The following is a 22,680-nucleotide window of genomic DNA, read 5'->3' on the forward strand; positions in this document are numbered from 1 at the left end:
TTATATATCTGAGCGGAAGACGGGACTCGAACCCGCATTCACTATATCATTGAGAATAAAATCTTTCCAAATCAACTTAACGACTAAGTACCGCTTTAGTACCTTTTTTCTGTCTTAAATTGTCACACAAGCGTCCTCTGGCAGCCTGTTTCCTTTTCAAATTCAAAAGTAGTCTCTCTTGTTTCTATTACACAACTTTCGCATCAAATTTCTTCCTTTTTCTTTTCACATATAGAATTCATACAAGAACCAATATAAAAAAACGCATCTATATATTTGATTGTACCAAGTTAGAACAAAAATACTCAAAATTTGGAGAGGGTTGATTTTCAACCCTCTTTTTTTCTTTCAAGTGAACGAATTCCATAAAATGAAATTTACATTATACCTCAATCCGAAACGTCACCTTATCCGTCGTTTTGGAGAGTTGGTACGCTTTTATATCCAGTTGGGCAGAAAGTAACAAAGGCAGATACACAAATAAAAGTGAAAACATCTTCTTTAACTGATATATCCTGAATATATTTGCTATTCAACCTTTATTGCTATTTCTTTGATATGTCGCTCATTATCTTCGGGGAAATAATATTCAATATGTCCCAGCAAATAGATATCCTTGTCAATCGGAATATTGTTTGAAACCTCGTTTAAAGGAACATCGATTTTTTCAGCTTTCCCTTTTTGTATATTCGTGTACCTTCTATCTTCCATTGGATTGAGTTGGAAACTAAAAAACGCATTGGTTTCTTGTTTTTTACTTGTGCTGAAATGTAATATCGTTCCATTTTCAGGACCAGAAGTTGCATTGCGTATTCTGAGATCTTGATTTCCGGTATTTTTTATCTCTATACGGATGACCTTCCTGTTGTATTGATCCGTTGTCTTGTATGCCATTACGCTAAATTGAGCAGAAAGCGTAAAAGGCAAAATAGTGAATAAAACAGATAATAAAACTTTCATTTACTTGTATTGTATCATAGGAAGTATCGCTTCAACGTGCTACAAGAGAATCTCTTTTATACAGTATGAAATAGAATGTATTAAAAATTTACTTTCAGATCAATCGGGATTCTGCCAGCGATCTTCGGGTCGTCGAGTTTGCGATAACCAATACTCCCGTAAATATGAATCGTCCGATCACTGTACCTTTTTTTATTCAATACATAATCAACTCTCTCTGTTTCCCCTTTTTTTACCGGAATAAACGTTGTCTTTTCCGGATTATTTTTGTCCTCGTATCTCTCCGGACAAAAGACAAACGGAAAGCTCGTAGATATTACTTTGCCGCTTTTCAACTGTTTTATTTCATCCGTAGTTGTGAAATAGATATATGTTTCATGTTCTTCTCTGACAAGTTTAGGAACATTTCGGATTACAATATCCTCTTTGCCGTTATTCTTTACTTCCATCCGGAGAGTGACTTTATCCGTAGTTTCGGAGAGCTTGTACACTCTGAAATCTAGCTGGGCATCTAGTTGAGCTGAAAGCGAAAGAGGTATGCATGCCAGTAAAAGTAAAAACATCTTTTTTATCCGGTACATACAGAATATATTTACTATTCAACCGTTATTGTTCTAATCATCAAAAATTTACTTTCATATCAATCGGCGTTCTTCCACCTCCCTTTTGATTGTCGATGCGGTAAGAAATATCCCCGTAAATATGAATCGTCCGATCGGCGTACCATTTTTTATTCAATACATAATCAACTCTCTCTGTTTCATCTTTTTTTACTGGAATGAAAGTTGATTTTTCCGGATTGTTTTTATCCTCGTATTTCTCCGGACAAAAAACATACGGAAAGGCAGAAGAAATTACTTTACCGCTTTTCAGTTGTTTTATTTCATCTGTAGTTACAAAATAGATAAATGTCCCATGCCAGTCTCTGGCAAAAGTAGGATAATTTCTAATTGTAATATCCTCTTTACCGTTGTTCTTTACTTCCATCCGGAGAGTGATTTGATCCGTCGTTTCGGAGAGTTTATACACTTTTACATCCAGTTGGGCCGAAAGTAACAAAGGCATACATGCAAATAAAAGTAAAGATATTGTTTTTATCCAGTACATTCAGAATATATTTGCTATTCAACCTTTATTGTAATTTCTTTTGTTTGGAAACCTTTATTGTCGCGAAGTGAATAGTCAATTCGTCCTAAAAGATAAATATCCTTGTCAATCGGAATATAATTTGAAACCTCGTTTAAAGGTGCATCGACTTTCTCACTCTTTCCCTTTTCTATAACTCTGAATTTCCTATGTTCCGTTGGATCGGGATGGAAACTAAAGAATACATTGCGTTCTTGTTTCTTGGTAGTACTGAAATGAAATATTGTTCCATTTTCAGGACCAGAGATTGAATTACTAATCATGAGATCTTGGCTTCCAGCATTCTTTATTTCTATCCGGATGGCTTTTCTGTTGTACTGGTCCGTTGTCATGTATGCCTTTACCGTAAACTGGGCAGAAAGGGACAGGGGTATACATGCGAGTAAAAATAGAAATACCTTTTTTAGCCGATACATATAGAGAATATTTACTATTCAACCTCTAACTCGATATCTTTCCATTTCAATTCATAGTCCCCATGTAGGAAAGAATATTCAATATGTCCCAACAAATAGATTTTTTTGTCAATTGGGATATCATTTGCAACCTCGTCTAAAGAGATATCTGCCTTTTCCGTTTTCCCTTTTTCTATGATTACGTTTCTCAATTTTGATAATTTGGGTTCAAACGGATTGGGGTAAAAACTGAAACTAGCATTGTTCTCAATTTCCTTTGTCGAACTAAAAAACAACAATGTCCCGTTTTCTGGACCTCCACCAACCCGATTGCGAATTCGAAGATCATAATTGCTTGTGTTTTTTACCTCTATACGAATAACCTTCCTATTATATTCGTCCGTTGTCCTGAATGCCTTTACCGTAAACTGGGCGGAAAGGGTAAAAGGCAAAATGGTGAATAAAATAAATAATAAAGTTTTCATTTTCCGTAATAATTTTTAGATATATCATATAGTTGTGTATGCTCCCATAATTTATACCTCCGTTGCGTATTATAATACGCAGAGACACCTGTTATTGTCTGGATTTCATTTTCATACGCCTCAATCTCGTTCTTGTAATATTCCGGAGGGTAAATCGATTCAAACGTAATTTCTCTCAGATACTCTTGCTCCCATTGATCCGAAGGAAGATATCCTATCATAATAACATGATCCATTATATATTGTTTAAATTCGGAAGGCACATTTTGAAGGGTTATGGCTGTCTTCATCTTATATACTTCAGGTTCTTTATCAGTGTCATGGTTTTTTATATGCAACACCTCATGATACAGGATGGAAACACGGTCTTTATTGGTAAGATGTTCATCCGTGTAAAACCGATAACAAACCTCTATATTCCCGTCTTTTACCCTTGCATTTGAAGCGCAGTTTTCAACAAGATTTGTCTCCGTACCATCGGGTATTGGGGTATATTTTCTTACTTCATCCAACAATTGATACATTTCTTCTGCAAAGCGTTTTCGGGCATCGGCATAAGGGTCTTCAATCCACTTTTTAGGGGGAGATGGTATAAAATCTATACCGCCGGGATCCTCTGAGTCCGGAATTCCCCAACTGGGAATAGGGCCGTTATTGCCACCACCGTTACCTCCTCCGCCGTTACCCCCACCCAAGCCGGAGCCTCCACCGGAACCCGAACCACCACCTGTACCGGAACTTCCACCGGATCCGGAGCCCCCGCCAGAGCCGCTGCTTCCTCCAGAACCATTGTTTCCACCGGAACCGCTGCTTCCACCATCTCCCGTTGGAGATTTGTAAGGAGGTATAACACCCGTGTAATCCGGTTGTTCAACAGGTACCCAATTACCGCCACCGCCACCTTCGGAGTCTATGCAAACGAGCTTCAACATTGTTTTATATATGGGTGAATATTGTCCGTCCCCGTAGGAACGAATACCGACCATAATATCAATACTCTGGTTAAAACAGTTACTCCTTGTCTCAGGCTGTCCGTTTCCGGATGTCAGATATCCCATTTGTTGAGAAATAGTTCCCCCGTCTGCTTGTTTGGTAAATAATTCTAAATACACCTTCTCTTCTTCTACGGAAGCAACCAGTCTATGAATTGTTTTATCTTTCTCCGGAAGCATTTTTATGTAAGAGAAATAATCATCCCCCCTTTTTGAAATCACAAAAACAAACTTGTTGCCAATTTCAGATCCGTTAGTTGTGCAATCAATAAAAATATTCGCATCTTCTTCATTTAACCGGATTATTCTGGGGTTATTCCATTTCGGTACAGGAGAGAACCCAAAGAATGTTTCAATATATCCAAACTTATCTTTGAAAGAAGATTCCTCGGAAGAAATGATTCCGCTTAAGTCGGAAGGGATATCCAAGGTTTGGAGACTGTCCTCCAAAGGGATTTCCTCACAACTGTATAATAAGCCTGAAACAAGCGTTATTACCAGGAACAACTGATTCTTAAATTTTCTGTTTTTCATTTGGTTTTCTTTACAATACCACAAATATAATATATAAAAACCAACAAGAAAAACTAAATCCAATAAAATTACAGCAATTCAAAATTACTTTTCGCATCTATATATTTGATTGTATGGATTTACTAACTTTATTGGGACACAGAGTTAAGCATAAAAGCTTACTTTTTGATATAAAAGAGAATTCTAAAAGTGCTTCGTCTCATACTCATTAATTTTAAAATCACAAAAATAGTCTCAACTTGTCTCGAAAGACGGACAGATTGACGGACATAATTCGACAAATCAATGACTTAAGTAAACGAATCGGTACCAATTTAGGGTAAATTCAAATCGGTACCGATTTAGTACCGATTTGTTGTCTGTTAGGGGCTTTTCTTAGTCTGTTAAATGGAATAAGTATAAAAAAAATAGCCCCTAATCTGTTGACTGGAAAGCTATTATCCTCGTTTTTTCTCTCTCATGTCTTTGAGAGATTGAGCGGAAGACGGGACTCGAACCCGCGACCCTAACCTTGGCAAGGTTATGCTCTACCAACTGAGCTACTTCCGCAATAATGTTTAGTTCTTTTTACCGAAACCTCTGTTCCGGTACTCCTTGCCAAGGTTATGCTCTACCAACCGAGAGCACGCGTCGGAATTGCAGTGCAAAGATACTTTTTTGTTTTGTGTCTGCAAAATATCGGAAGGGAAAATTAACGAAATAGTTCAATTATTCCCCCTAGATAGAAAGCATCGGTTTCATCGAAATGATCGAGCCGGTCACTGTCGACATCCAGCACTGCGGTAACAGCACCTCTATGTCTCACCGGTACAACGATCTCTGAACGCGACAAACTGCTGCAGGCGATATGGCCGGGAAACTTATCGACATCGGGGACAATAAGGGTACGTTCCTCTTTCCAGGCAGTGCCGCAGACTCCTTTTCCATAATTGATTCGGGTACAGGCCGGTGGTCCCTGAAAGGGGCCGAGTACCAGCTGTTCTCCTGACACACGGTAAAAACCGACCCAGAAAAAGTGGAACGCTTCCTTGAGTACAGATGCAATATTCGCCATATTGGCAATGAGGTCGGGTTCCCCTTCTATCAATGCCTGCAACTGGGGGTATAACGCTTTATATATTTCCTCTTTGGATGCCCCATACGGGATGTGTAAATCTTCTGCCATAGCCTTTATTCTATCTGTGTGAAAAAATCGCGCTGCCGGTAAAGGCAACGCGATTCAAAAACGTAAACTTAGAAAAAGTAAGTTAAGTAAATTAAACCACACAGTAAAACTTATCGTGCCTGTTCCTGTGCCTCGCGGATCATCTTGGCATTAGGAAGAATATACACTTCCACACGGCGATTTTGTGCACGACCGGTTACCGTATTGTTGTCGGCCACAGGCTGTGTGGAACCGAAGCCCTCGGATACCATACGGGCACCGGAAACTCCTTTAGATACAAGATAATTATATACCGATTCGGCCCGGCGTTGCGACAGTGGATTGTTGATAGCATCACTACCTGTGCTGTCGGTATGACCGTATATCTTCACATCGGTATCGGGATTGTTTTGCAGCGAAGTAGCAAACTTATCGAGTGAAGTACGTGAAGCGGTGTTCAGTGTACTCGAATTGGTGGCGAAAAGGATACCCGACTCGAAAGTAACCTTGATGGCTTCACCTTCGTTGACTTTCTCTACCTGAGCTCCTTCGATCTGCTCGAGTTCGGCAGCCTGCTTATCCATTTTGTTACCGATAATAGCTCCGGCAGAGCCTCCCAGTACAGCCCCTATACCGGCACCCCAAGCGGCACCTTTACCCCCTCCGGCAATAGCCCCTATACCTGCACCGACAGCTGCACCGGCACCGGCGCCAATACCTCCACCTTTCACCGTATTGCTTGCTCCACAACCCGATAACACCAATGCGCCTCCTAAAAGGCCGATGGCAAATAATTTAGAAAATTGTTTCATAGTTCGTTGTTATTTTAATAATTTATTTTGGTTAATCGAACAGATTGAGCGTGTCGCAATAGGCCAACTCACCTGCCACGATGGCTTCAATCTGCTCATCAGTATAATCTCTTCCTAATACCTCTTTATTTTTCCGGGCATTCCGGCCGATATATTCCAGTAGTTCGTCCTCATTGATTTCAACCTCGGAATCATCGTCGTCGTCATTCTCATCGAGATAGCCCTTTTCTTCGTAGAAGTCATAAATAAGATCTACAATGTAATTGATCTCGTCATCCGAGAACTCGTCCTGCATCTCTTCAGGCAGGTTCTCACGTATGAAACGCAGAGAATCGTCCTCATCATATTCAAGTACTTTATCTTCCTGACTCATGTGGATATCTTTTTAAAAAGTAAATGTCTTCTTACTAAATAAAAAACAAATATGGGAAAAATAAGTTCAATGACATTCGTCTATTGTTAAAAATTCAGGGTGTGTGTAGCATTTCTCCCCGGGGAATAAAAAAACTCCGGATAAAAGGGTGATACCTGCTTATCCGAAGATTCTTCTTAACGGCGAACATTGCGTTTAGCATTCTCCTTGGCTTTCTCGCGTGCCATCTTCTCCTGCATCTTCTGTGCTTCTTCAAGACGTGCCATAAAGCCCGATTTCTTTTTGGGCTTCTTCTTGTTGGCTTCTAACTGCGCCAGGATCTTATTTTCATCGATCACCTGCTTCATGACAAGAGTAAGCCCGATAGTGATCAGCGTGGAAAGAAAATAGTAATAGTTCAATCCGGCAGGATAAGAGTTGAGGAAGAAGAACATGAAGACGGACATAAAGATGGGCATGTACTTCATTCCGGGCATTGCCTGCGAACCGGTGTCGGTCATCGACATGTTGTACTTGGTATAGAAGACGTTGACCACGGTCATCAGCAGACAGAATATGCTGATATGATTACCCAGGAAACGGGTGATCAGGGGAATATTGCCGCTCCATGATATAAGGGAGTCGTAGGTGGACAGGTCATCTGCCCAAAGGAAACCCTGCTGGCGCAACTCGATGGCAGCCGGGAAGAAAAAGAAGAGAGCCAGCAGTACGGGCATCTGTATCAACATGGGAAGACAACCGCTCATGGGATTGACTCCCGCCTTGTTGTAAAGCTCCATAGTAGCCTGTTGCCGCTTCATCATCATCTCCTGGTCGTTACCCGGGTATTTCTTCTCAAATTCCTGTATCTGCGGACGAAGCACCCTCATCTTAGCCGATGACATAAACGATTTGTAAGTAAGCGGCAGGGTGATCAGTTTCACCATAAGGGTGAGTATCAGGATAATCAATCCCATACCCCAGTTGAGGGAGAGGAAGAAATTAAAAACAGGGATCACAAACCACTTGTTAACCCAACTAAGCCAACGGTAACCGAGATATACATTCTCCTCGAGTTGCAGCTTGTCTGTACTGTTGGCGACATCCTTGTCGTATGCCTTGAGTGTATTGTAGTGTACCGGTCCGAAGTAGTAGTTAAAGCCTGCAGTAAGCAGGTCGCTATCTGGGCTTACTATAGCGGGTACCCACCCTTCAGCCTTGTAATATTTGGTGTAATCGGGATCGTTAAGCACTTCGGAACTAAGTATAGTGTTACTGAAAGGTTGCTTACCGATAATGATGGAAGTAAAATACTGATCTTTGAACGAGAACCACTTCAACGGTTCTGAGAGTTCCTTTCGATCGTTCTTGGATTCACTCATCTTCTGTACATCCTGTTTGTCATATTTATAGTGGATACGAGTGAAACGATTCTCGAAGGTGCGTCCCTTCTCCTGTTGACGGATCTTCTGCTCCCAGTTCATACGGAAATTGGTGAGGCTTTCCGGGTGAAGACCATTCTTCATACCAGCCAGACGCACCTCGAAATCCATCATGTATTCATCGGGCGGAAGGGTATATACAAAATCAATATATTGATCGGGACTTTGTTGCAGGCGCATAGTGACAGAATGACTGTCACCACCTGAAACAGGAGTAAAGATTTGGTCTTCGGTGGAGAGATGGACACTGTTGCGGTTGAACAGGTTAAGATTGAAACGCGCTTCATTAGATCCATTGAACAATAAGAGATTTTCCCCCGTGTGGTGAAGATATTCCTTAAGTTGTACAGACTGGATGGAACCACCACGTGTGCTGAGAAGAATACGTACCTTTTCGTTCTCCAGAACAACGGTTTCTTCCTGAACCGAAGAAGAGGCGCCTGGCTGCATCGCTAAAGTTACGGAATCCTCACTTTGTTCCAATACAGAAACGATAGAAGTATCTGCAGACGATGATAAGGAACCTGCACTAAAAAAATCAGCTACGGCATTCTCCCCTGTACCCGGCAGGGCTGTGTCAGCCTGTGTATCTACTCTCTTTTGTTGTGCTTCGAGTTGTGCACGTTCTGCTTCCACCATTGCAATGGAGTCGCGCATGCGCTGCTGTGCCTCAATCTGTTCACGATTGGGCCTGTTATAAATAGTAAAAGCAATAATGATGGCTGTGATAAGCAGCAATCCTGTGACTGTATTTTTATCCATTATCAGTTTTTATTTTTTTCGTGCATCGTGTAATTCCGCCGCAGCTTGCATAAAACTCATGAAGAGCGGATTGGGTGAAATAACGGTGCTGTTGTATTCGGGGTGGAACTGGGTACCGAGGTACCAGTGGAGATGAGGCACTTCTACCACTTCCACCAGTTCCGAATCAGGATTGATACCGGTACATTTCATGCCGGCAGCCTCGAACCGTTCTTTATAAAGGTTATTGAACTCATAGCGGTGGCGGTGACGTTCGCTCACCTTGGTCTTACCGTAGGCTTTGTATGCCAGCGATCCTTTTTTAATGGAACAATCGTAAGCCCCGAGACGCATGGAAGCCCCCATATTCGTAATATGCTTCTGCTCTTCCATCAGGTCGATCACCTTATCAGCAGCCTTAGGATCGAACTCGGTGGAGTTGGCGCCCGGAATATCCAGGACAGAGCGGGCATACTCAATGACCATACATTGCATACCGAGGCAGATACCAAAAGTAGGTATATCATTTTCACGCGCATAACGCAACGCGAGGTATTTTCCTTCGATACCCCGCTGGCCGAAGCCGGGGGCAACGACAATGCCGTCGGCATCCTGCAGTGTCTCTTCAACGTTCTCTTCAGTGATCTTCTCCGAATGGCAGAGATCCAACTTTAGCTTCCTGTCGTTATAGATAGCCGCCTGAGAAAGCGCTTCGTTGATCGATTTGTAAGCATCGGGCAATTCGGCATATTTCCCTACCAATTTGATGCAGACCTCTTTCCTGGCGCTTTTACGTTTCTGAAGGAAAGCATTCCATGCATCCAGGTCGGCGCTGCCTTCGACAGGCATATTCATTTTGCGCAGTACCACCTCGTCCATGCCCTGCTTCTGCATCATGATAGGTACTTCATAAATGCTGGACACATCTACCGACTGCATCACGGCGCCCTGTTCCACATTACAGAAAAGGGCTACCTTGTCGAGAATATCTTTGTTGAGATTACGATCCGTGCGGAGTACCAGCATATCGGGTTGGATACCGAGTGACTGCAATTCCTTGACGGAGTGTTGCGTAGGTTTGGTCTTCACTTCTCCCGCAGCTGCGATATAAGGTACATAGGTGAGATGGAGGCAGAAGCAGTTGCGTCCGAGCTCCCAACGAAGCTGGCGTACGGCCTCAAGGAAAGGGGTGGATTCGATGTCACCCACAGTTCCCCCGATCTCGGTGATAACAAAATCGAACTTACTCTTCACGCCGAGCGATTTGACATTGCGCTTGATTTCATCGGTAATGTGGGGAATGACCTGTACGGTCTTGCCAAGGTAGTCGCCGCGACGCTCCTTCTGGATCACACTCTGATAAATCCGTCCGGTGGTGATGTTATTCCCCTTGGTGGTCTGTATGTTGAGGAAACGTTCGTAGTGTCCCAGGTCGAGGTCGGCCTCATGCCCATCCACAGTTACATAGCACTCGCCATGCTCATAGGGGTTAAGGGTTCCTGGGTCGACATTGATATAGGGGTCGAACTTCTGAATGGTGACTTTATAACCTCTTGACTGCAACAACTTACCCAACGACGAAGCAATAATTCCTTTTCCCAGTGAGGAAACTACTCCACCTGTAACAAAAATATACTTTGTATCGGCCACGATTGTGAATTGTTTAACGTAAATGAATTTTTCGAAGTTGCAAAGGTAGGAAAAAATTAGGAATAATGGGCAGTGGGAAGGCGGAAAAGTGGAAAGGGATGATGGATAATTGACAATGGATAATTGACAATGGATAATTGATAATTGAAAATGAAGAATTGGTAATTAGTAATTAAGACATTTCAAATCTCAAATTCCATATTTCAAATCTAAAAAAGTTCTGGCTCTTGAATTTTAAATCTTGAATATTGAATATTGAATCTTAAATCTTGAATCACATAGGAATAAGGGAGGCATTTTCACAACGCATGATCTTGCCGGGGAAGGCCTGTACGATGGAGTAATTGTGGGTGGACATGATGACGGCAGTACCGCGGCTGGATATTTCCTGGAGGAGAGCGACAATCTGGCTTCCGGTTTCGGGGTCGAGGTTGCCGGTCGGTTCATCGGCCAGTATGAGGGCGGGTGAATTGAGCAGGGCACGGGCAATCACCACACGTTGCTGTTCTCCACCCGACAGTTCGTGCGGCATCTTATAGGTCTTATTCTGCATACCGACCTGCACCAACACCTCATTAATCCGGTCCCTGATCTCACGGCGGTTCTTCCAGCCGGTGGCACGCAGTACAAACTCGAGATTCTTCTCAACAGTACGGTCGATAAGCAGTTGAAAATCCTGAAAGACAATTCCTATCTTTCTACGAAGAAAAGGAATCAGCCGGCGTTTGATGCCGGCCAGTTCATAATCGAATACCCGTGCACTCCCCTCCTCGATGGGAAGCTCGGCATACATACTTTTCATCAGGGTGCTTTTTCCGGAACCGACTTTGCCAATGATATAGAGGAAATCGCCGCGATTGACAGTAAGATTGACATTGCGAAGGATAATATTTTCCTCACGGTTGAGTTGTACATTGGAATAATTAACAAGTTGTTCCTGCACCATTGTTTTTTATTTAATGAATTGAATAGTAAACGGATATTTCCAGTACTCTCCGTTATTGGCTTTGACAGTAGCAATCACTACAAAAACGGCGTAAAGTAGACCCAATACGACAGCCACAGGGATACCGATCACAGTGATACAGAGTACGACGGCATAAATAGCGTAACTGATCATACAATTGAGAATATTCTTACCATGCTTATCAACATTGGCATTAGTATCTTTGTTGGTAGTCCACATCAGGATAGGAATTATGAAACCGGCCAACGGAACGATAGCTCCTGCAAATTGAGTGAGGTGCATAAGCATCAGATAAGTGTTTTCCTCGAGCCCAAACAAAGGCTTCTTACCGGTATTACTCAAGATATTTTCCTGATCATTGAGAATTTTTTCTTTCTCGCGTTGATATTCCTCTTCGGAAATACTCCCTTTTTCCCGTAACTCATCGAGAATTTTTAAATCTTCGTATTTCATACAATAAACAAATTAAAAGTGAAAAGTGAAAAATGAAAAGCGATTTTAATGATTTGAAATCTTGAATTTGAAATCTAAAACCATCAGGATTCTGACAATAACGAATCAATCAGATTCACCATTCGTTCAAATTCTTCTTCTTCGAACAGACGCGTAAGCATCACAATTTTCCCTTCCCGGTCAATAATGATATTACGGGTAATACCAGCCTTCTTTTCGGCATATAAACCAAAGATACCGGCATCAGGATCCAAACCTATGGGATAGGTCACTCCGGTGGCCTCAATGAGTTCCTGAATTTTCTCTACCGGCTCTTCACGATCGACTCCATACAGTGCAAATTCCGGATTATTTTTATGACGCTGCCAGATACGCGATTCAATATGGGGCATTTCCTTACGGCATACACCACACCAACTGGCGGTAAATTGCAACATCACCACTTTCCCCCGTAGAGAGGAGAGTGTGACATGACTACCGTCAGGCAGTTCCATTGTAAAATCGGGAGCCTGGTCGCCCACTTTCACCAAAAACTGCCGATCACCGTCACTAAGTGGTTCCTGTGCTACAGCAGCAGAATCGGATGGTGTGTCGGATACTGCGGATTTTTTTTCGGAAGAAGCGGTACATGATATCAGCAATCCAGCTGCCAGAAAACTATAGAGTATAAAAAATTTACGCATATTAATCATTATTAATTCAGAACTTGGAACTTAGAACTTGGAACTTGGAACTTGGAACTTAGAACTTAGAACTTAGAATTTGGAACTTAGAATTTGGAATTTGGAACTAAAGTTCAAGACCAAGACAATTTAGTTATACTTTCGGATATTATAACCTTTTTAAACATGTTCGACTTTACAAAGATATATTTTTTTCCGAATATCGTCGTTTTTTGAGGGAAATAATTACTACTACAGTCGCGACCAGCGAACCGAGAATATCAGCAATCCAATCAGCCCATTCCGCACTGCGGGATACGAAGAAATATTTCTGCATTAACTCAATACCTCCTCCATAAAGTACGGGAATAAAAAAGCCCCAGAAAATCCATCGTAAAGTAGGCGGGTTTCCCTTGCACAACCTGTAATAATCGATCAACGAGACGGCGGAAAGGACAAAAAACATACCAAAATGTACCAACTTATCCCACGGAAAACCTTCGGGCATACCGGGCATCCGGGAAGATGAAATTAGACAGGTAGCAATAAAAATAAGCAATACTGTAAGTAGAGGCAGGAATATATAACGGAGCAGGGTCTTCATAAACAAGAATTAATCTGAAAAACTTCAAAGATAACAACAAACCAACTGCTTTTGTTGCGAGACATGCGTAGTTTACATGCAAAATAAAAAACAGACTACAACAAATGGAAGTTATATCCTAATAGAAACATGGATTTATAAACATATAACTAAAACTATATTTCATTCTCATCAAAAATTTGTTCCTTTGCCACTTGAGAAGGAGGGAAAGTTGACATATGATTGGGGGACTGGGGAGAAAGGGAGATGGGAATTCCAAATCCGAGATCCGAGATCACGAATCATGGATGTGAATTGCGAATCAGCGTAGCTGAATTTTGAAAGTAAAAAATGAATCAATTATATTATATGAGAAAGATTATTCTTTGTATGCTGGCGGTTTTTACAACATTGCAAGCGGCAGCGCAGGCGCAGGCACCGGCTGATAATAAAAATCAACGTTATTTCGACATCAATAAGAATATTGACATCTTCAACTCGGTACTGCGTGAACTGGACATGTTTTATGTGGACAGTGTAGAGGTGAATAATTTAGTACAGAACAGTATCCGCAACATGTTAACACGTCTGGATCCTTATACCGAATATTACGCGGAAGAGAATATGGAAGACCTTCAGTTTATGACGACAGGCGAATATGCAGGTATCGGGGCGATTATATCTTATAACAACGGGCAGGTAGTGATCAATGAACCCCATGAGGGATTGCCGGCAGATAAGGCCGGCCTGAAAGCGGGTGACGCCATCCTTGAGATTGACGGAAAAGATATGCGGAAATCGACGGTGAAAGAGGTAAGCGACAAACTGAAAGGAACACCGGGCACATCGCTTGAATTGACGATCCGGCGGCCCGGAGAAAAGAAGGATCGGACACTGAAGATCGTGAGAGAGAAGATAGAAGTCGACCCCATTACCTACTCGGGAGTCACAGATGATAAGATCGGTTATCTTCATTTCGGGAGTTTTACGACACGAAGTGCCGACCGGGTAAAGAAAACAGTACAGGACCTGAAGGAGAAGGGAGCCACATCGTTGATCATGGACCTGCGCGGTAACGGCGGGGGTATCCTGGACGAAGCAGTGGATGTAGTGAACCTGTTTGTCCCGAAAGGAGAAGAGATCGTATCGACCAAAGGAAAGGTAAAACAGTGGGACAGAACCTACCTGACACGCAATCAGCCGTTGGATGAAATTATACCTATCGTAGTATTGATTGATACCGGCTCGGCATCGGCATCAGAGATCGTAGCGGGAGGACTTCAGGATCTCGACAGGGCGGTGATAGTCGGTAACCGGTCGTTCGGAAAAGGATTGGTGCAAACGCCACGCGATCTGCCATATGGTGGAAATATCAAAATTACCACTTCAAAATATTATATTCCGAGTGGGCGCTGTATCCAGGCGCTGGATTACTCGCACCGTAACCCCGACGGAAGTGTGGCACGGGTACCCGACTCACTGACAAATGTATTTAAAACGCGTAACGGGCGTGAAGTACGTGACGGAGGTGGAATTACGCCCGATATTACCATTCCGCAGCCTGCCGGGGGAACAATTGCATACTATCTGATGGCCGACAATGTAATCTTTGATTATGTGACAGAGTGGACGCAACAACATAAAGAGATTGCTCCACCCCACCAGTTCAGGCTTTCGGAGAGCGACTACGAAGCGTTCAAGGAATTTGTAAAGAATCGGGATTTCGAATACGACCAGTTGAGCGAACGTTCGCTGCAACAGTTGAAGAGTATGATGGAATTCGAAGGATATATGGATGTAGCCAAAGAAGAATTCGCAGCATTGGAAGCAAAGTTACATGCAAATCTGGATCGGGACCTGGAACTCTTCAAAGAGGATATTACCAGCATGATCGAATCGGAGATCGTGCAGCGTTTCTATTATAAGAAGGGAGTACTTTTGCATCAATTGTCGGACGACAAGGTGTACGATAAGGCAGTGGAGGTACTCCGGAACGCGGAGATGTACCGCTCGATACTTCGGCCGCTACCGGCAAAGGTACCACCTACAGCAGAAATAAAGGAAAAACCGGAAAATCAGTATTCTTGGGAAAGTAAAAAGGTAGAACGGTGGAATGGTGGAAAGATGTTTTTAGTCTAAGACTATAGCACTTCTGCAATGATAATGCCGGTACAGGAAGATTGACCGGCACAGTAGTCACTGAGCGTTTTTTGATCGATCACCACTTTTTCCCGTGTGGATGAGGCATGTATAAAAGTGAGCCTGTCCTCCTCCTGAAAGGCAAATCCCATATGGGTGACGTCCAGCCCTTTAATACTGGTAGTAAAGGCAACCATAGACATATGCGGGATCTTAGACGCCCTACCGGCTATAGACTCTTTGGGCAGATAATAAAATCCATTCCGTTCATTGATACCATTTTCTATCACTTGCATCTCCTGAAGCAGCACTTCGTCGTTCTTCAATTGCCTGTAAGCATTACGATGGGTAGTCATGAAATCGATCGTTTTTTCCTCACGGATACCGCCTAATACGGCGGAACTGTTTTTCAAGAACCCTTTCTTCTCATTATCATAAAGCCAGTCGGATGTATAATGAAGTCGCGAGGCATATCCCTGCAGATTGCCGTCGCGATAGCGGATACGTTGTAACTCGTTGAGGAAAGTATTAAAACCAGGGCTCTCCGAACGGGTGGTACGAACCAGGGCAATGACCGATTCGACGAAAGTGGTACAGTCAAATTCGCGCAGGTTGACGACCAAATTCTCTTCTCCGGGCATCTCCAGCGTATGGGATACATAAGGAAAATTCAAAAAGAAAAGAGCTGTCTTTTCAAGCAGGCTGTCAGTAGGCGCTGATCGCCACGGGTCGATATAGGCAATGTAACGATCGAATATCTGCCGGTCTTCTGCAGTATAAACCGCTTCAGGAGGCATACTGATATCCTCCGCAAAGACTGTAGATAACATCATGATCGAAAATACAATTACCATCTTTCCCATGATTCTCTGTTTTACTCCCCATTCCAGGGAATTCCCGGTTTAATCGTCCAAATTACGGATGAAGCGGTGCTGTAGCTTTCGAGAGCAAATAAGCATCCAGAAGGGTGATAGCCGCCATGGCTTCCACAATGGGGACTGCACGGGGCAGCACACAAGGGTCGTGTCGTCCGCGTGCTTTAATGATCGTATCGTTGCCATGCATATCCACCGTCTGCTGCTCCCGGAGGATAGTAGAAACCGGCTTGAAGGCTACACGGAAATAGATATCCTGCCCATTGGAAATACCGGCTTGAATACCACCCGAATAGTTAGTGCGGGTACTCACCCTGCCATTATCGTTATAAAAAGAGTCATTCACCTCGGAACCACGTGCAGCGACATCGAAACCGGAGCCATACTCAAAGCCTTTGACAGCATTGATGCTCAACATAGCCGAGCCAAGCATAGCATGGAGTTTACCAAATACCGGTTCACCCAATCCTATCGGTGTCCCTTTGACCACACAGGTGATAGTCCCGCCAATGGTATCTCCCTGATAGCGTACCTCCTGAATAAGCCTGATCATTTGTTCCGCGATATCAGGATCAGGACAACGTACAAAATTATCTTCCGTACGTGAAAGGTCGTATATCCTGTAATCGTTCTCTAATGCAATATCGCCCACCTGTGAAGTATAGGCTGTAATATGTATATCCAGATGCCGAAGGTAGAGTTTTGCCACAGCCCCGGCCACCACACGGGCAATAGTCTCCCGCGCTGACGATCGTCCTCCACCACGATAGTCGCGGATACCATATTTCTCCTGATAGGTGAAATCGGCATGCGAAGGACGAAAAGCCTCTTTGATGTTATCGTAATCGGACGACTGCTGATTCTCGTTCCTCACGATGAAACCGATAGGAGCGCCGGTAGTTTTATTTTCAAATACTCCCGAAAGAAATTCCACTTTGTCTGCCTCCTTACGCGGAGTAGTGATACGGGACTGACCGGGACGACGTCTGTCGAGCTCCGACTGTATAAAATCCATATCAAGTTCCAATCCCGGAGGGCAGCCATCGATAACACCTCCCACAGCTGCACCATGTGACTCTCCGAATGATGTCAACCTGAATATTGTTCCGAATGTATTCATTTTAAAAATTACTAATTACAAAATTACTAATTACCAGTTGTCGTGCGCAGTATATTAAAGTATTATCCCTTATCAAGGAGTAACACCAAATCCATCCTGATTACGAACAGGCGTTATCAGTGAGGCATTGATCATATCGTTGTGATAGTCTTCCACGGAGGTTGATTGTACCGGATAAAGCAACATAAAATTGGTATCTTTAAAATGCTTGTTGATGTAATCGGGGATATTACGCATAACAGGATTATAGGATATCTTCCGCTGGCGGCTCATCACAATAACCAATCCATCATTTTTTCCGACCTCTTTTGCCAGTCTGACAAGTTCTTTCCAATCACTAAACTCATTAAATTCCGCATCTATAGGATGTATCTTGTATACATAGCGAAGGGTATCGAGTATCTCATTGGTAGCATAGAAACTTAGTTTCCCACCTGAGTTACGACCTAAATTCCATATTTTGGATAACCAGAGTGAAAAACCGACCTCTTTATCGGCATTAGGTGGAATGATAACCAGCCTGCGTTTAATCGTACCCAATGGCTGTATGGCTTTATATACGAAAAGAGTGGATTGACACTTATGAAGTACTCCTTCCACAAGATTCCCAAGGAAAGACTCCGATATCTCCTGTTTTACGTGAAGTCCCATCACAATATCGGTGATAGCATATTTTTTTACTACTCCAAGGATTCCATTGAGTATGTTCATATCGTAACGTTGCAGAGGCTGAATGACTGTGTCGGCGCCGGCACCCAGAACAACAGCCTCTTCAAGTAATTTTTCCGAAGCTTTCTCCGTGTCAGGTGTAGACTCATTACTTTTGATGATATTGAGTGCATAAACGTTGTCGACATTAGCCTTGGATTTTATAATCAGGCTAAGATCGATCAAGTCTCTGAGCGTATCTTTATTGGCGACAGGAATAAGGATACGTTCATCCGGATTCCCTTCTTCCTCTTTTACCATCCCCTCTGAGAGAGAAACTTCCACAGCCCCCTTTTGTGCACGGAAAGAGGCAATAGTGCATGTGACAAGGATCATGACAATAGTACCGTTGAGGATACTATCATCGAGTAACCCCACTCTGTGTCCCACCATTATTGCAGCTAAGGTAGCAGCTGCCTGAGCGTTGCTGAGTCCGAAGATAAGCATGCGTTCGGCTTTGGTATAGCCGTAAATCTTTTGTGTAGCCCATGCAGCCAGAAACTTGGCAAGAATGGCTACCACTGTCATTACCACTGCCACTTTAAGAGTTTCGAATCCAGTGATAAAGGCATGGTAATCAATAAGCATTCCCACACTGATAAGGAATATGGGAATAAAGATGGCGTTTCCCACGAAGCCGATCCTGTTCATCAATGAAGAAACATGAGGGATAAGCCTGTTCATGGAAAGTCCGGCGAGGAAAGCCCCGATAATCGCTTCAATTCCGGCCAGTTCGGCAAGAAACCCGCCAAGGAATATCATCGTCATCACAAAAATGAATTGCGACGTGCTGTCATGAAATTTCTTGAAGAACCATCTTCCGACAACGGGAAAAAGAAAAACGACGACCAGTGAAAAAAGGATCAACGAGAGGGTCATCTGTGTCCAGAAGGCCGAGGTAACCTGTCCTTCGTTCATGCTAACAATAATGGCCAGTACCAGCAGTGCCAGCGTATCGGTGATCATTGTCCCTCCTACCGCAACAGTAACGGCCCTATTCTTTCCCGCTCCCAGTTTACTGATGATAGGATATGCCACCAACGTATGGGAAGCAAACATACTTGCCAGCAGTATAGATGAAATAAGTGTGAGGTTGAGCAGGTACAAGCCCGCAAACGTACCGATGATCATAGGAATAGAGAAAGTGAGCATTCCGAATACCAAACTCTTTGAGCTGTTCTTCCTAAATTCGGCTACGTCAATCTCTATGCCGGCAAGGAACATGATATAGAGCAACCCTGCATTACCCAACATGATCATATTACTGTCTCGTAACATCAGCCCTACCCCATAGGGACCGATAACAGCCCCTGCAATAATAAGTCCGATCAGAGAAGGTATTCTGATCTTATTGAACAGGATAGGTGCAAATAATACGATCACGAACAGGATCAGAAACTGCACCGTAGGATTAGTGATAGGTAGTGATAAATCTAATGATAATAACATTGGGTTGTATAAATTGACTCTACTTGCAGTCCAGGTAGGCCGAGCGTTTTCGATAAACTAATCCCCTGCCATAGCCAGCACTATCTCGATAAGTGATTAAAGCGGAATCAGCAGCTTCCGCAACCACCTGCACCACAACCACAGCCTCCGGCCTGACTTTCGTCGGAAGAACCGCAGCCACAGCCACCTTCATCTCCCGAACCGCAACCTCCGGATCCACAACCACAACCGCCACCGGAAAAAAGAGCAGCGATCTCTTCGACAGAGGCTTCCCGCACGCCCATAACGGTTCCTTCGAAATGCATGATTTCACCTGCCAGCGGGTGATTAAAGTCCATAATAACCACATCATCGCCGACTGAAACTACAGACCCGACAAGGCGGTTTCCGGAGGAGTCCATCATAGGAAGGGTATTCCCTTCAAAGAGCACTCCTTCATCGATTTTCCCATCAATTTCGAAGATATTTTTGGGCAGTTCAAGTACTTTGGTATCGTCGTAATCACCATAAGCTTCTTCAGGAGTGAGCCGGAAAGAGAATTTATCACCTTGGGAAAGCCCTCTTAGTTGATTCTCGAATGCTTCGAGCATGGAGTTAGTGCCGAAAATAAATTCCAGCGGTTGCTGGGCTGTTGCCCGTTCCATCAATTCCCGTTCTTCACCTTCACCTACATTAAGGTCATAGGTAACGGTAACATATTTGTTGTCTGAGATTTGCATTGTTTCTTATTTATAAATTATAATTTAATATTTTGGATTTAGGATTTTGGAATTACTAATTATTCATTATCCTTCAATTTTTCCTTTTCACTCTCCCTTTCTCCCCAGTCTCCCACTCTCCCAGTCCTTCCCACCTTTCCATCTTTTTCTAACAACTGAACGGCATCGATGTTTAGGGGTGTACTGCTTTTTTTAAATTATTTAATCCCTTTTCAAGGATGGTTCGCGGACATCCTACATTAAGACGCATGAAACCCTCTCCGCCCGGACCGAACATAGTACCGTTGTTCAACGCCAGGTGGGCTTTTTCCACGAAAAGATTTACAAGTTCCTGTTGTGACAGGCTAAGTGCACGACAGTCGAGCCATACCAGGAAAGAGGCTTCGGGCATAATCGCCCTTATCTCCGGGATATTCTCTTTTAGATAATCATTTACAAAATCGATATTGGTCTGCACATAATCAAGCATCTGATCGAGCCACTCCTCACATTCGTCATAGGCGGCACGGGTAGCTGTAAAAGCAAAGATGGTGCCCTGCTGCAATTCACGCGGTTCGAGATAGGCAAGGTATCTTTCCCTGATCGTTTTGTTGGTGATGACTGCGAATGAGCTGACAATGCCGGCAATATTGAATGTTTTGCTGGGTGCCATAAGTGTGAGCGAGATCTCTTCTGCCTTTGCAGAAACTGAAGCAAAAGGTGTATGCTGGTATCCCGGTAACGCCATATCGGCATGTATCTCATCGGAAACAACCAGTATATTATTTTCGTAACAGATATCTGCCAACTCTTCCAACTCTTCGGGTGACCACACCCTGCCACCGGGGTTATGAGGATTACAAAGGATTAACATCTTGCAGTCGCTATCTGAAACGATCCTGCGTAAACCTTCGAAATCCATCTTGTACTGCCCATTCTCGAGAATAAGCGGATTGTTGACCACCTCACGCCCAAGAGACGTGGTGACAATACGGAATGGATGATACACAGGCGGCTGGATGATGATTTTATCACCTTTCTCTGTAAATTCATCGATGGCAAAGGCAAATCCTTTGACCACACCGGGTACAAAGTTGATATGTTCCTCTTTTACCTGCCAACGGTGACGTCTTTCGAGCCAATTGACAATAGAAGAAGTATACGCATCCGAAGGAAGCGTATAACCAAAGACACCATGCTCTACACGTTGTTTCAACGCTTCTATGATAGCGGGCGGGGACTTGAAATCCATATCGGCTACCCAGAATGGGATAAGATCCTCATACCCAAAGACAGGCTTCAATTTCTCCAGTTTGACGGCATTACTGCCCGAACGGTCTACTATTTCATCAAAATTATATTGCATATTTCTATTTTTAGAGCCAAGAGCCAAGAATCAAGATCCAAGACTGATTAGGAATTACCAATTCTCTCCATTGTCCATTGTCAACTGTCAATTATCCATTGTCAATTATCATCTTCTCTTCATATTATACTCTATCGTGCGCAGCACATATCCACTAATAGTAAACGGACGGAAGCGAGGGATTATTACGCACCTTTTTCCCTCCGAAATTGAGAGATTCCACTGCAAGACCGATCATGAACTGATGGGATATAATCCTGGTGGTAAGTTCATTCACGTGAGTGTTATAGTAATCACCCAAATAGGCTGCACGGATGGTCATATTATATACAGGTACATCGACCGAGAAATAGTTGCGCAAAGCCTGTTGATTATGGAAAGATCCGAAATGGATAGTTCCTTTGTTATTTCCGAGCGTAAATATTTCGTAATAAGAATGTCCGTACTCAGGTGAAAAGAACATACCGGCAAAAGGCGTAGCGAGTTGCCACCGGAAGGTAAATATCTTCCAGTTGTAGATAGCCATAGCCGAAAGGTTGAGATTGGTAGACACCTTCAGTGAACCGGGATTATTGGAATTTCGCACGTTGTATATACCACCCAGTGAGGCTTCCCATCCTCCGCCACCATAGAGCCTTAGATTGGAGCCGGCAAACAGTGGATAAAACCCGGTAAGCCGGTAATCGAGATCACCGTAATACTCCGAAGCCGAGGCTGTAGGATTTTTGGTGATGGCCGTCTGTATAAGGAACTGTTGCTGCAGGAGCAGGTTACCGTTAAAACAGGAAGTTCCCTTAATCCGGTCATGCATAAGAGATATACTAATTCCGCTATATTTAAGTGGTGAGAGGTAGCTGTCGTTGAGAAACGCTTTCCCGACACCCAAAAGGGTAGCTTGGTTGACAGGGCTTACCGGAAGTATAGGTGAGCGGTTCTCCTGTGAAACCGTCACGCAAAGAATACCGATCCATATACTAAGCAGTAGCGCTGTTTTCTTCATTGTAGTC

General features: G+C 43.3%; 22 protein-coding genes and 2 tRNA genes. 1 reads left to right on the top strand and 23 read right to left on the bottom strand.

The annotated features are described in order from the left end of the window. Window positions 1–11 precede the first annotated feature (11 nt). The 17 genes from F597_RS22375 to F597_RS20580 form a co-directional block, all read right to left on the bottom strand. Window positions 12–94 (bottom strand) — tRNA-Glu (locus tag F597_RS22375). A 434-nt stretch (window positions 95–528) separates the two neighbouring features. Continuing rightward, the gene (locus tag F597_RS0110455) at window positions 529–960 is read right to left on the bottom strand and encodes a hypothetical protein (protein WP_081624363.1); all 432 of its coding nucleotides are present in this window, start codon (window positions 958–960) and stop codon (window positions 529–531) included. Between the two features lie 80 nt (window positions 961–1,040). Beyond that, window positions 1,041–1,523, bottom strand: a complete 483-nt coding sequence (locus F597_RS0110460; RefSeq protein WP_245542023.1) for a hypothetical protein — start codon at window positions 1,521–1,523, stop codon at window positions 1,041–1,043. Window positions 1,524–1,581: 58 nt separating this feature from the next. Further along, on the bottom strand, window positions 1,582–2,067 hold the full coding sequence (locus tag F597_RS0110465; protein WP_139224084.1) for a hypothetical protein: 486 nt from the start codon (window positions 2,065–2,067) through the stop codon (window positions 1,582–1,584). Window positions 2,068–2,081: 14 nt separating this feature from the next. Further along, a complete protein-coding gene (locus tag F597_RS0110470) occupies window positions 2,082–2,522 on the bottom strand; it encodes a hypothetical protein (protein ID WP_019539691.1) in 441 nt (146 codons plus the stop codon). Window positions 2,523–2,536: 14 nt separating this feature from the next. Then, window positions 2,537–2,986, bottom strand: a complete 450-nt coding sequence (locus F597_RS0110475) for a hypothetical protein (protein WP_019539692.1) — start codon at window positions 2,984–2,986, stop codon at window positions 2,537–2,539. Next, window positions 2,983–4,512: a hypothetical protein gene (locus F597_RS22655; RefSeq protein ID WP_019539693.1), complete on the bottom strand. Its 1,530-nt coding sequence runs from the start codon at window positions 4,510–4,512 to the stop codon at window positions 2,983–2,985. Before F597_RS22655 ends, F597_RS0110475 begins: the two co-directional genes overlap by 4 nt. A 476-nt stretch (window positions 4,513–4,988) precedes the next feature. After that, window positions 4,989–5,061: transfer RNA gene (locus F597_RS0110485), tRNA-Gly, on the bottom strand. Between the two features lie 142 nt (window positions 5,062–5,203). Next, window positions 5,204–5,677, bottom strand: coding sequence for a GAF domain-containing protein (locus F597_RS0110490; RefSeq protein WP_019539694.1), 474 nt, complete (start codon window positions 5,675–5,677; stop codon window positions 5,204–5,206). Between the two features lie 110 nt (window positions 5,678–5,787). Further along, window positions 5,788–6,468, bottom strand: a complete 681-nt coding sequence (locus F597_RS0110495; RefSeq protein ID WP_019539695.1) for a YiaD family glycine zipper/OmpA-like lipoprotein — start codon at window positions 6,466–6,468, stop codon at window positions 5,788–5,790. A gap of 31 nt (window positions 6,469–6,499) precedes the next feature. After that, window positions 6,500–6,841, bottom strand: coding sequence for a hypothetical protein (locus tag F597_RS0110500; RefSeq protein WP_019539696.1), 342 nt, complete (start codon window positions 6,839–6,841; stop codon window positions 6,500–6,502). Window positions 6,842–7,017: 176 nt separating this feature from the next. Further along, on the bottom strand, window positions 7,018–9,024 hold the full coding sequence (gene yidC / locus F597_RS0110505) for a membrane protein insertase YidC (protein ID WP_019539697.1): 2,007 nt from the start codon (window positions 9,022–9,024) through the stop codon (window positions 7,018–7,020). A gap of 9 nt (window positions 9,025–9,033) precedes the next feature. Beyond that, a complete protein-coding gene (locus tag F597_RS0110510) occupies window positions 9,034–10,653 on the bottom strand; it encodes a CTP synthase (RefSeq protein WP_019539698.1) in 1,620 nt (539 codons plus the stop codon). A 274-nt stretch (window positions 10,654–10,927) separates the two neighbouring features. Further along, entirely contained in the window at window positions 10,928–11,599 is a 672-nt protein-coding gene (locus F597_RS0110515) for a cell division ATP-binding protein FtsE (protein ID WP_019539699.1), read from the bottom strand. Window positions 11,600–11,605: 6 nt separating this feature from the next. After that, window positions 11,606–12,073 carry a magnetosome magnetite crystal formation protein family gene (locus F597_RS0110520; RefSeq protein ID WP_019539700.1) on the bottom strand — a complete coding sequence of 156 codons (468 nt, stop codon included), beginning with the start codon at window positions 12,071–12,073 and terminating at the stop codon, window positions 11,606–11,608. An 83-nt stretch (window positions 12,074–12,156) separates the two neighbouring features. Further along, window positions 12,157–12,756: a TlpA family protein disulfide reductase gene (locus F597_RS0110525; RefSeq protein ID WP_019539701.1), complete on the bottom strand. Its 600-nt coding sequence runs from the start codon at window positions 12,754–12,756 to the stop codon at window positions 12,157–12,159. A 175-nt stretch (window positions 12,757–12,931) separates the two neighbouring features. Then, entirely contained in the window at window positions 12,932–13,339 is a 408-nt protein-coding gene (locus F597_RS20580; protein WP_019539702.1) for a VanZ family protein, read from the bottom strand. Between the two features lie 330 nt (window positions 13,340–13,669). On the opposite strand from F597_RS20580, the gene F597_RS0110540 reads away from it, so the two are divergent. Then, window positions 13,670–15,457, top strand: coding sequence for a S41 family peptidase (locus F597_RS0110540; RefSeq protein WP_019539704.1), 1,788 nt, complete (start codon window positions 13,670–13,672; stop codon window positions 15,455–15,457). Between the two features lie 2 nt (window positions 15,458–15,459). Here the strand turns inward: F597_RS0110540 and F597_RS0110545 are convergent, their stop codons facing one another. From F597_RS0110545 to F597_RS0110575, 6 genes are all read right to left on the bottom strand, one after another. Further along, window positions 15,460–16,320 carry an N-acetylmuramoyl-L-alanine amidase-like domain-containing protein gene (locus F597_RS0110545; protein WP_019539705.1) on the bottom strand — a complete coding sequence of 287 codons (861 nt, stop codon included), beginning with the start codon at window positions 16,318–16,320 and terminating at the stop codon, window positions 15,460–15,462. A gap of 52 nt (window positions 16,321–16,372) precedes the next feature. After that, window positions 16,373–17,452, bottom strand: a complete 1,080-nt coding sequence (gene aroC / locus F597_RS0110550; RefSeq protein WP_019539706.1) for a chorismate synthase — start codon at window positions 17,450–17,452, stop codon at window positions 16,373–16,375. Window positions 17,453–17,524: 72 nt separating this feature from the next. Next, entirely contained in the window at window positions 17,525–19,609 is a 2,085-nt protein-coding gene (locus tag F597_RS0110555) for a cation:proton antiporter (protein ID WP_019539707.1), read from the bottom strand. A gap of 107 nt (window positions 19,610–19,716) precedes the next feature. After that, a complete protein-coding gene (locus tag F597_RS0110560) occupies window positions 19,717–20,328 on the bottom strand; it encodes an FKBP-type peptidyl-prolyl cis-trans isomerase (RefSeq protein ID WP_019539708.1) in 612 nt (203 codons plus the stop codon). A gap of 172 nt (window positions 20,329–20,500) precedes the next feature. Next, window positions 20,501–21,673 (bottom strand): MalY/PatB family protein, encoded by a 1,173-nt coding sequence (locus F597_RS0110570; RefSeq protein ID WP_019539710.1) that lies wholly within the window; start codon window positions 21,671–21,673, stop codon window positions 20,501–20,503. 154 nt (window positions 21,674–21,827) lie between these two features. Next, entirely contained in the window at window positions 21,828–22,673 is an 846-nt protein-coding gene (locus F597_RS0110575) for a DUF3316 domain-containing protein (protein ID WP_026327356.1), read from the bottom strand. Between the last annotated feature and the right edge of the window lie 7 nt (window positions 22,674–22,680).

This window comes from Proteiniphilum acetatigenes DSM 18083, assembly GCF_000380985.1.
GTDB lineage: Bacteria > Bacteroidota > Bacteroidia > Bacteroidales > Dysgonomonadaceae > Proteiniphilum > Proteiniphilum acetatigenes.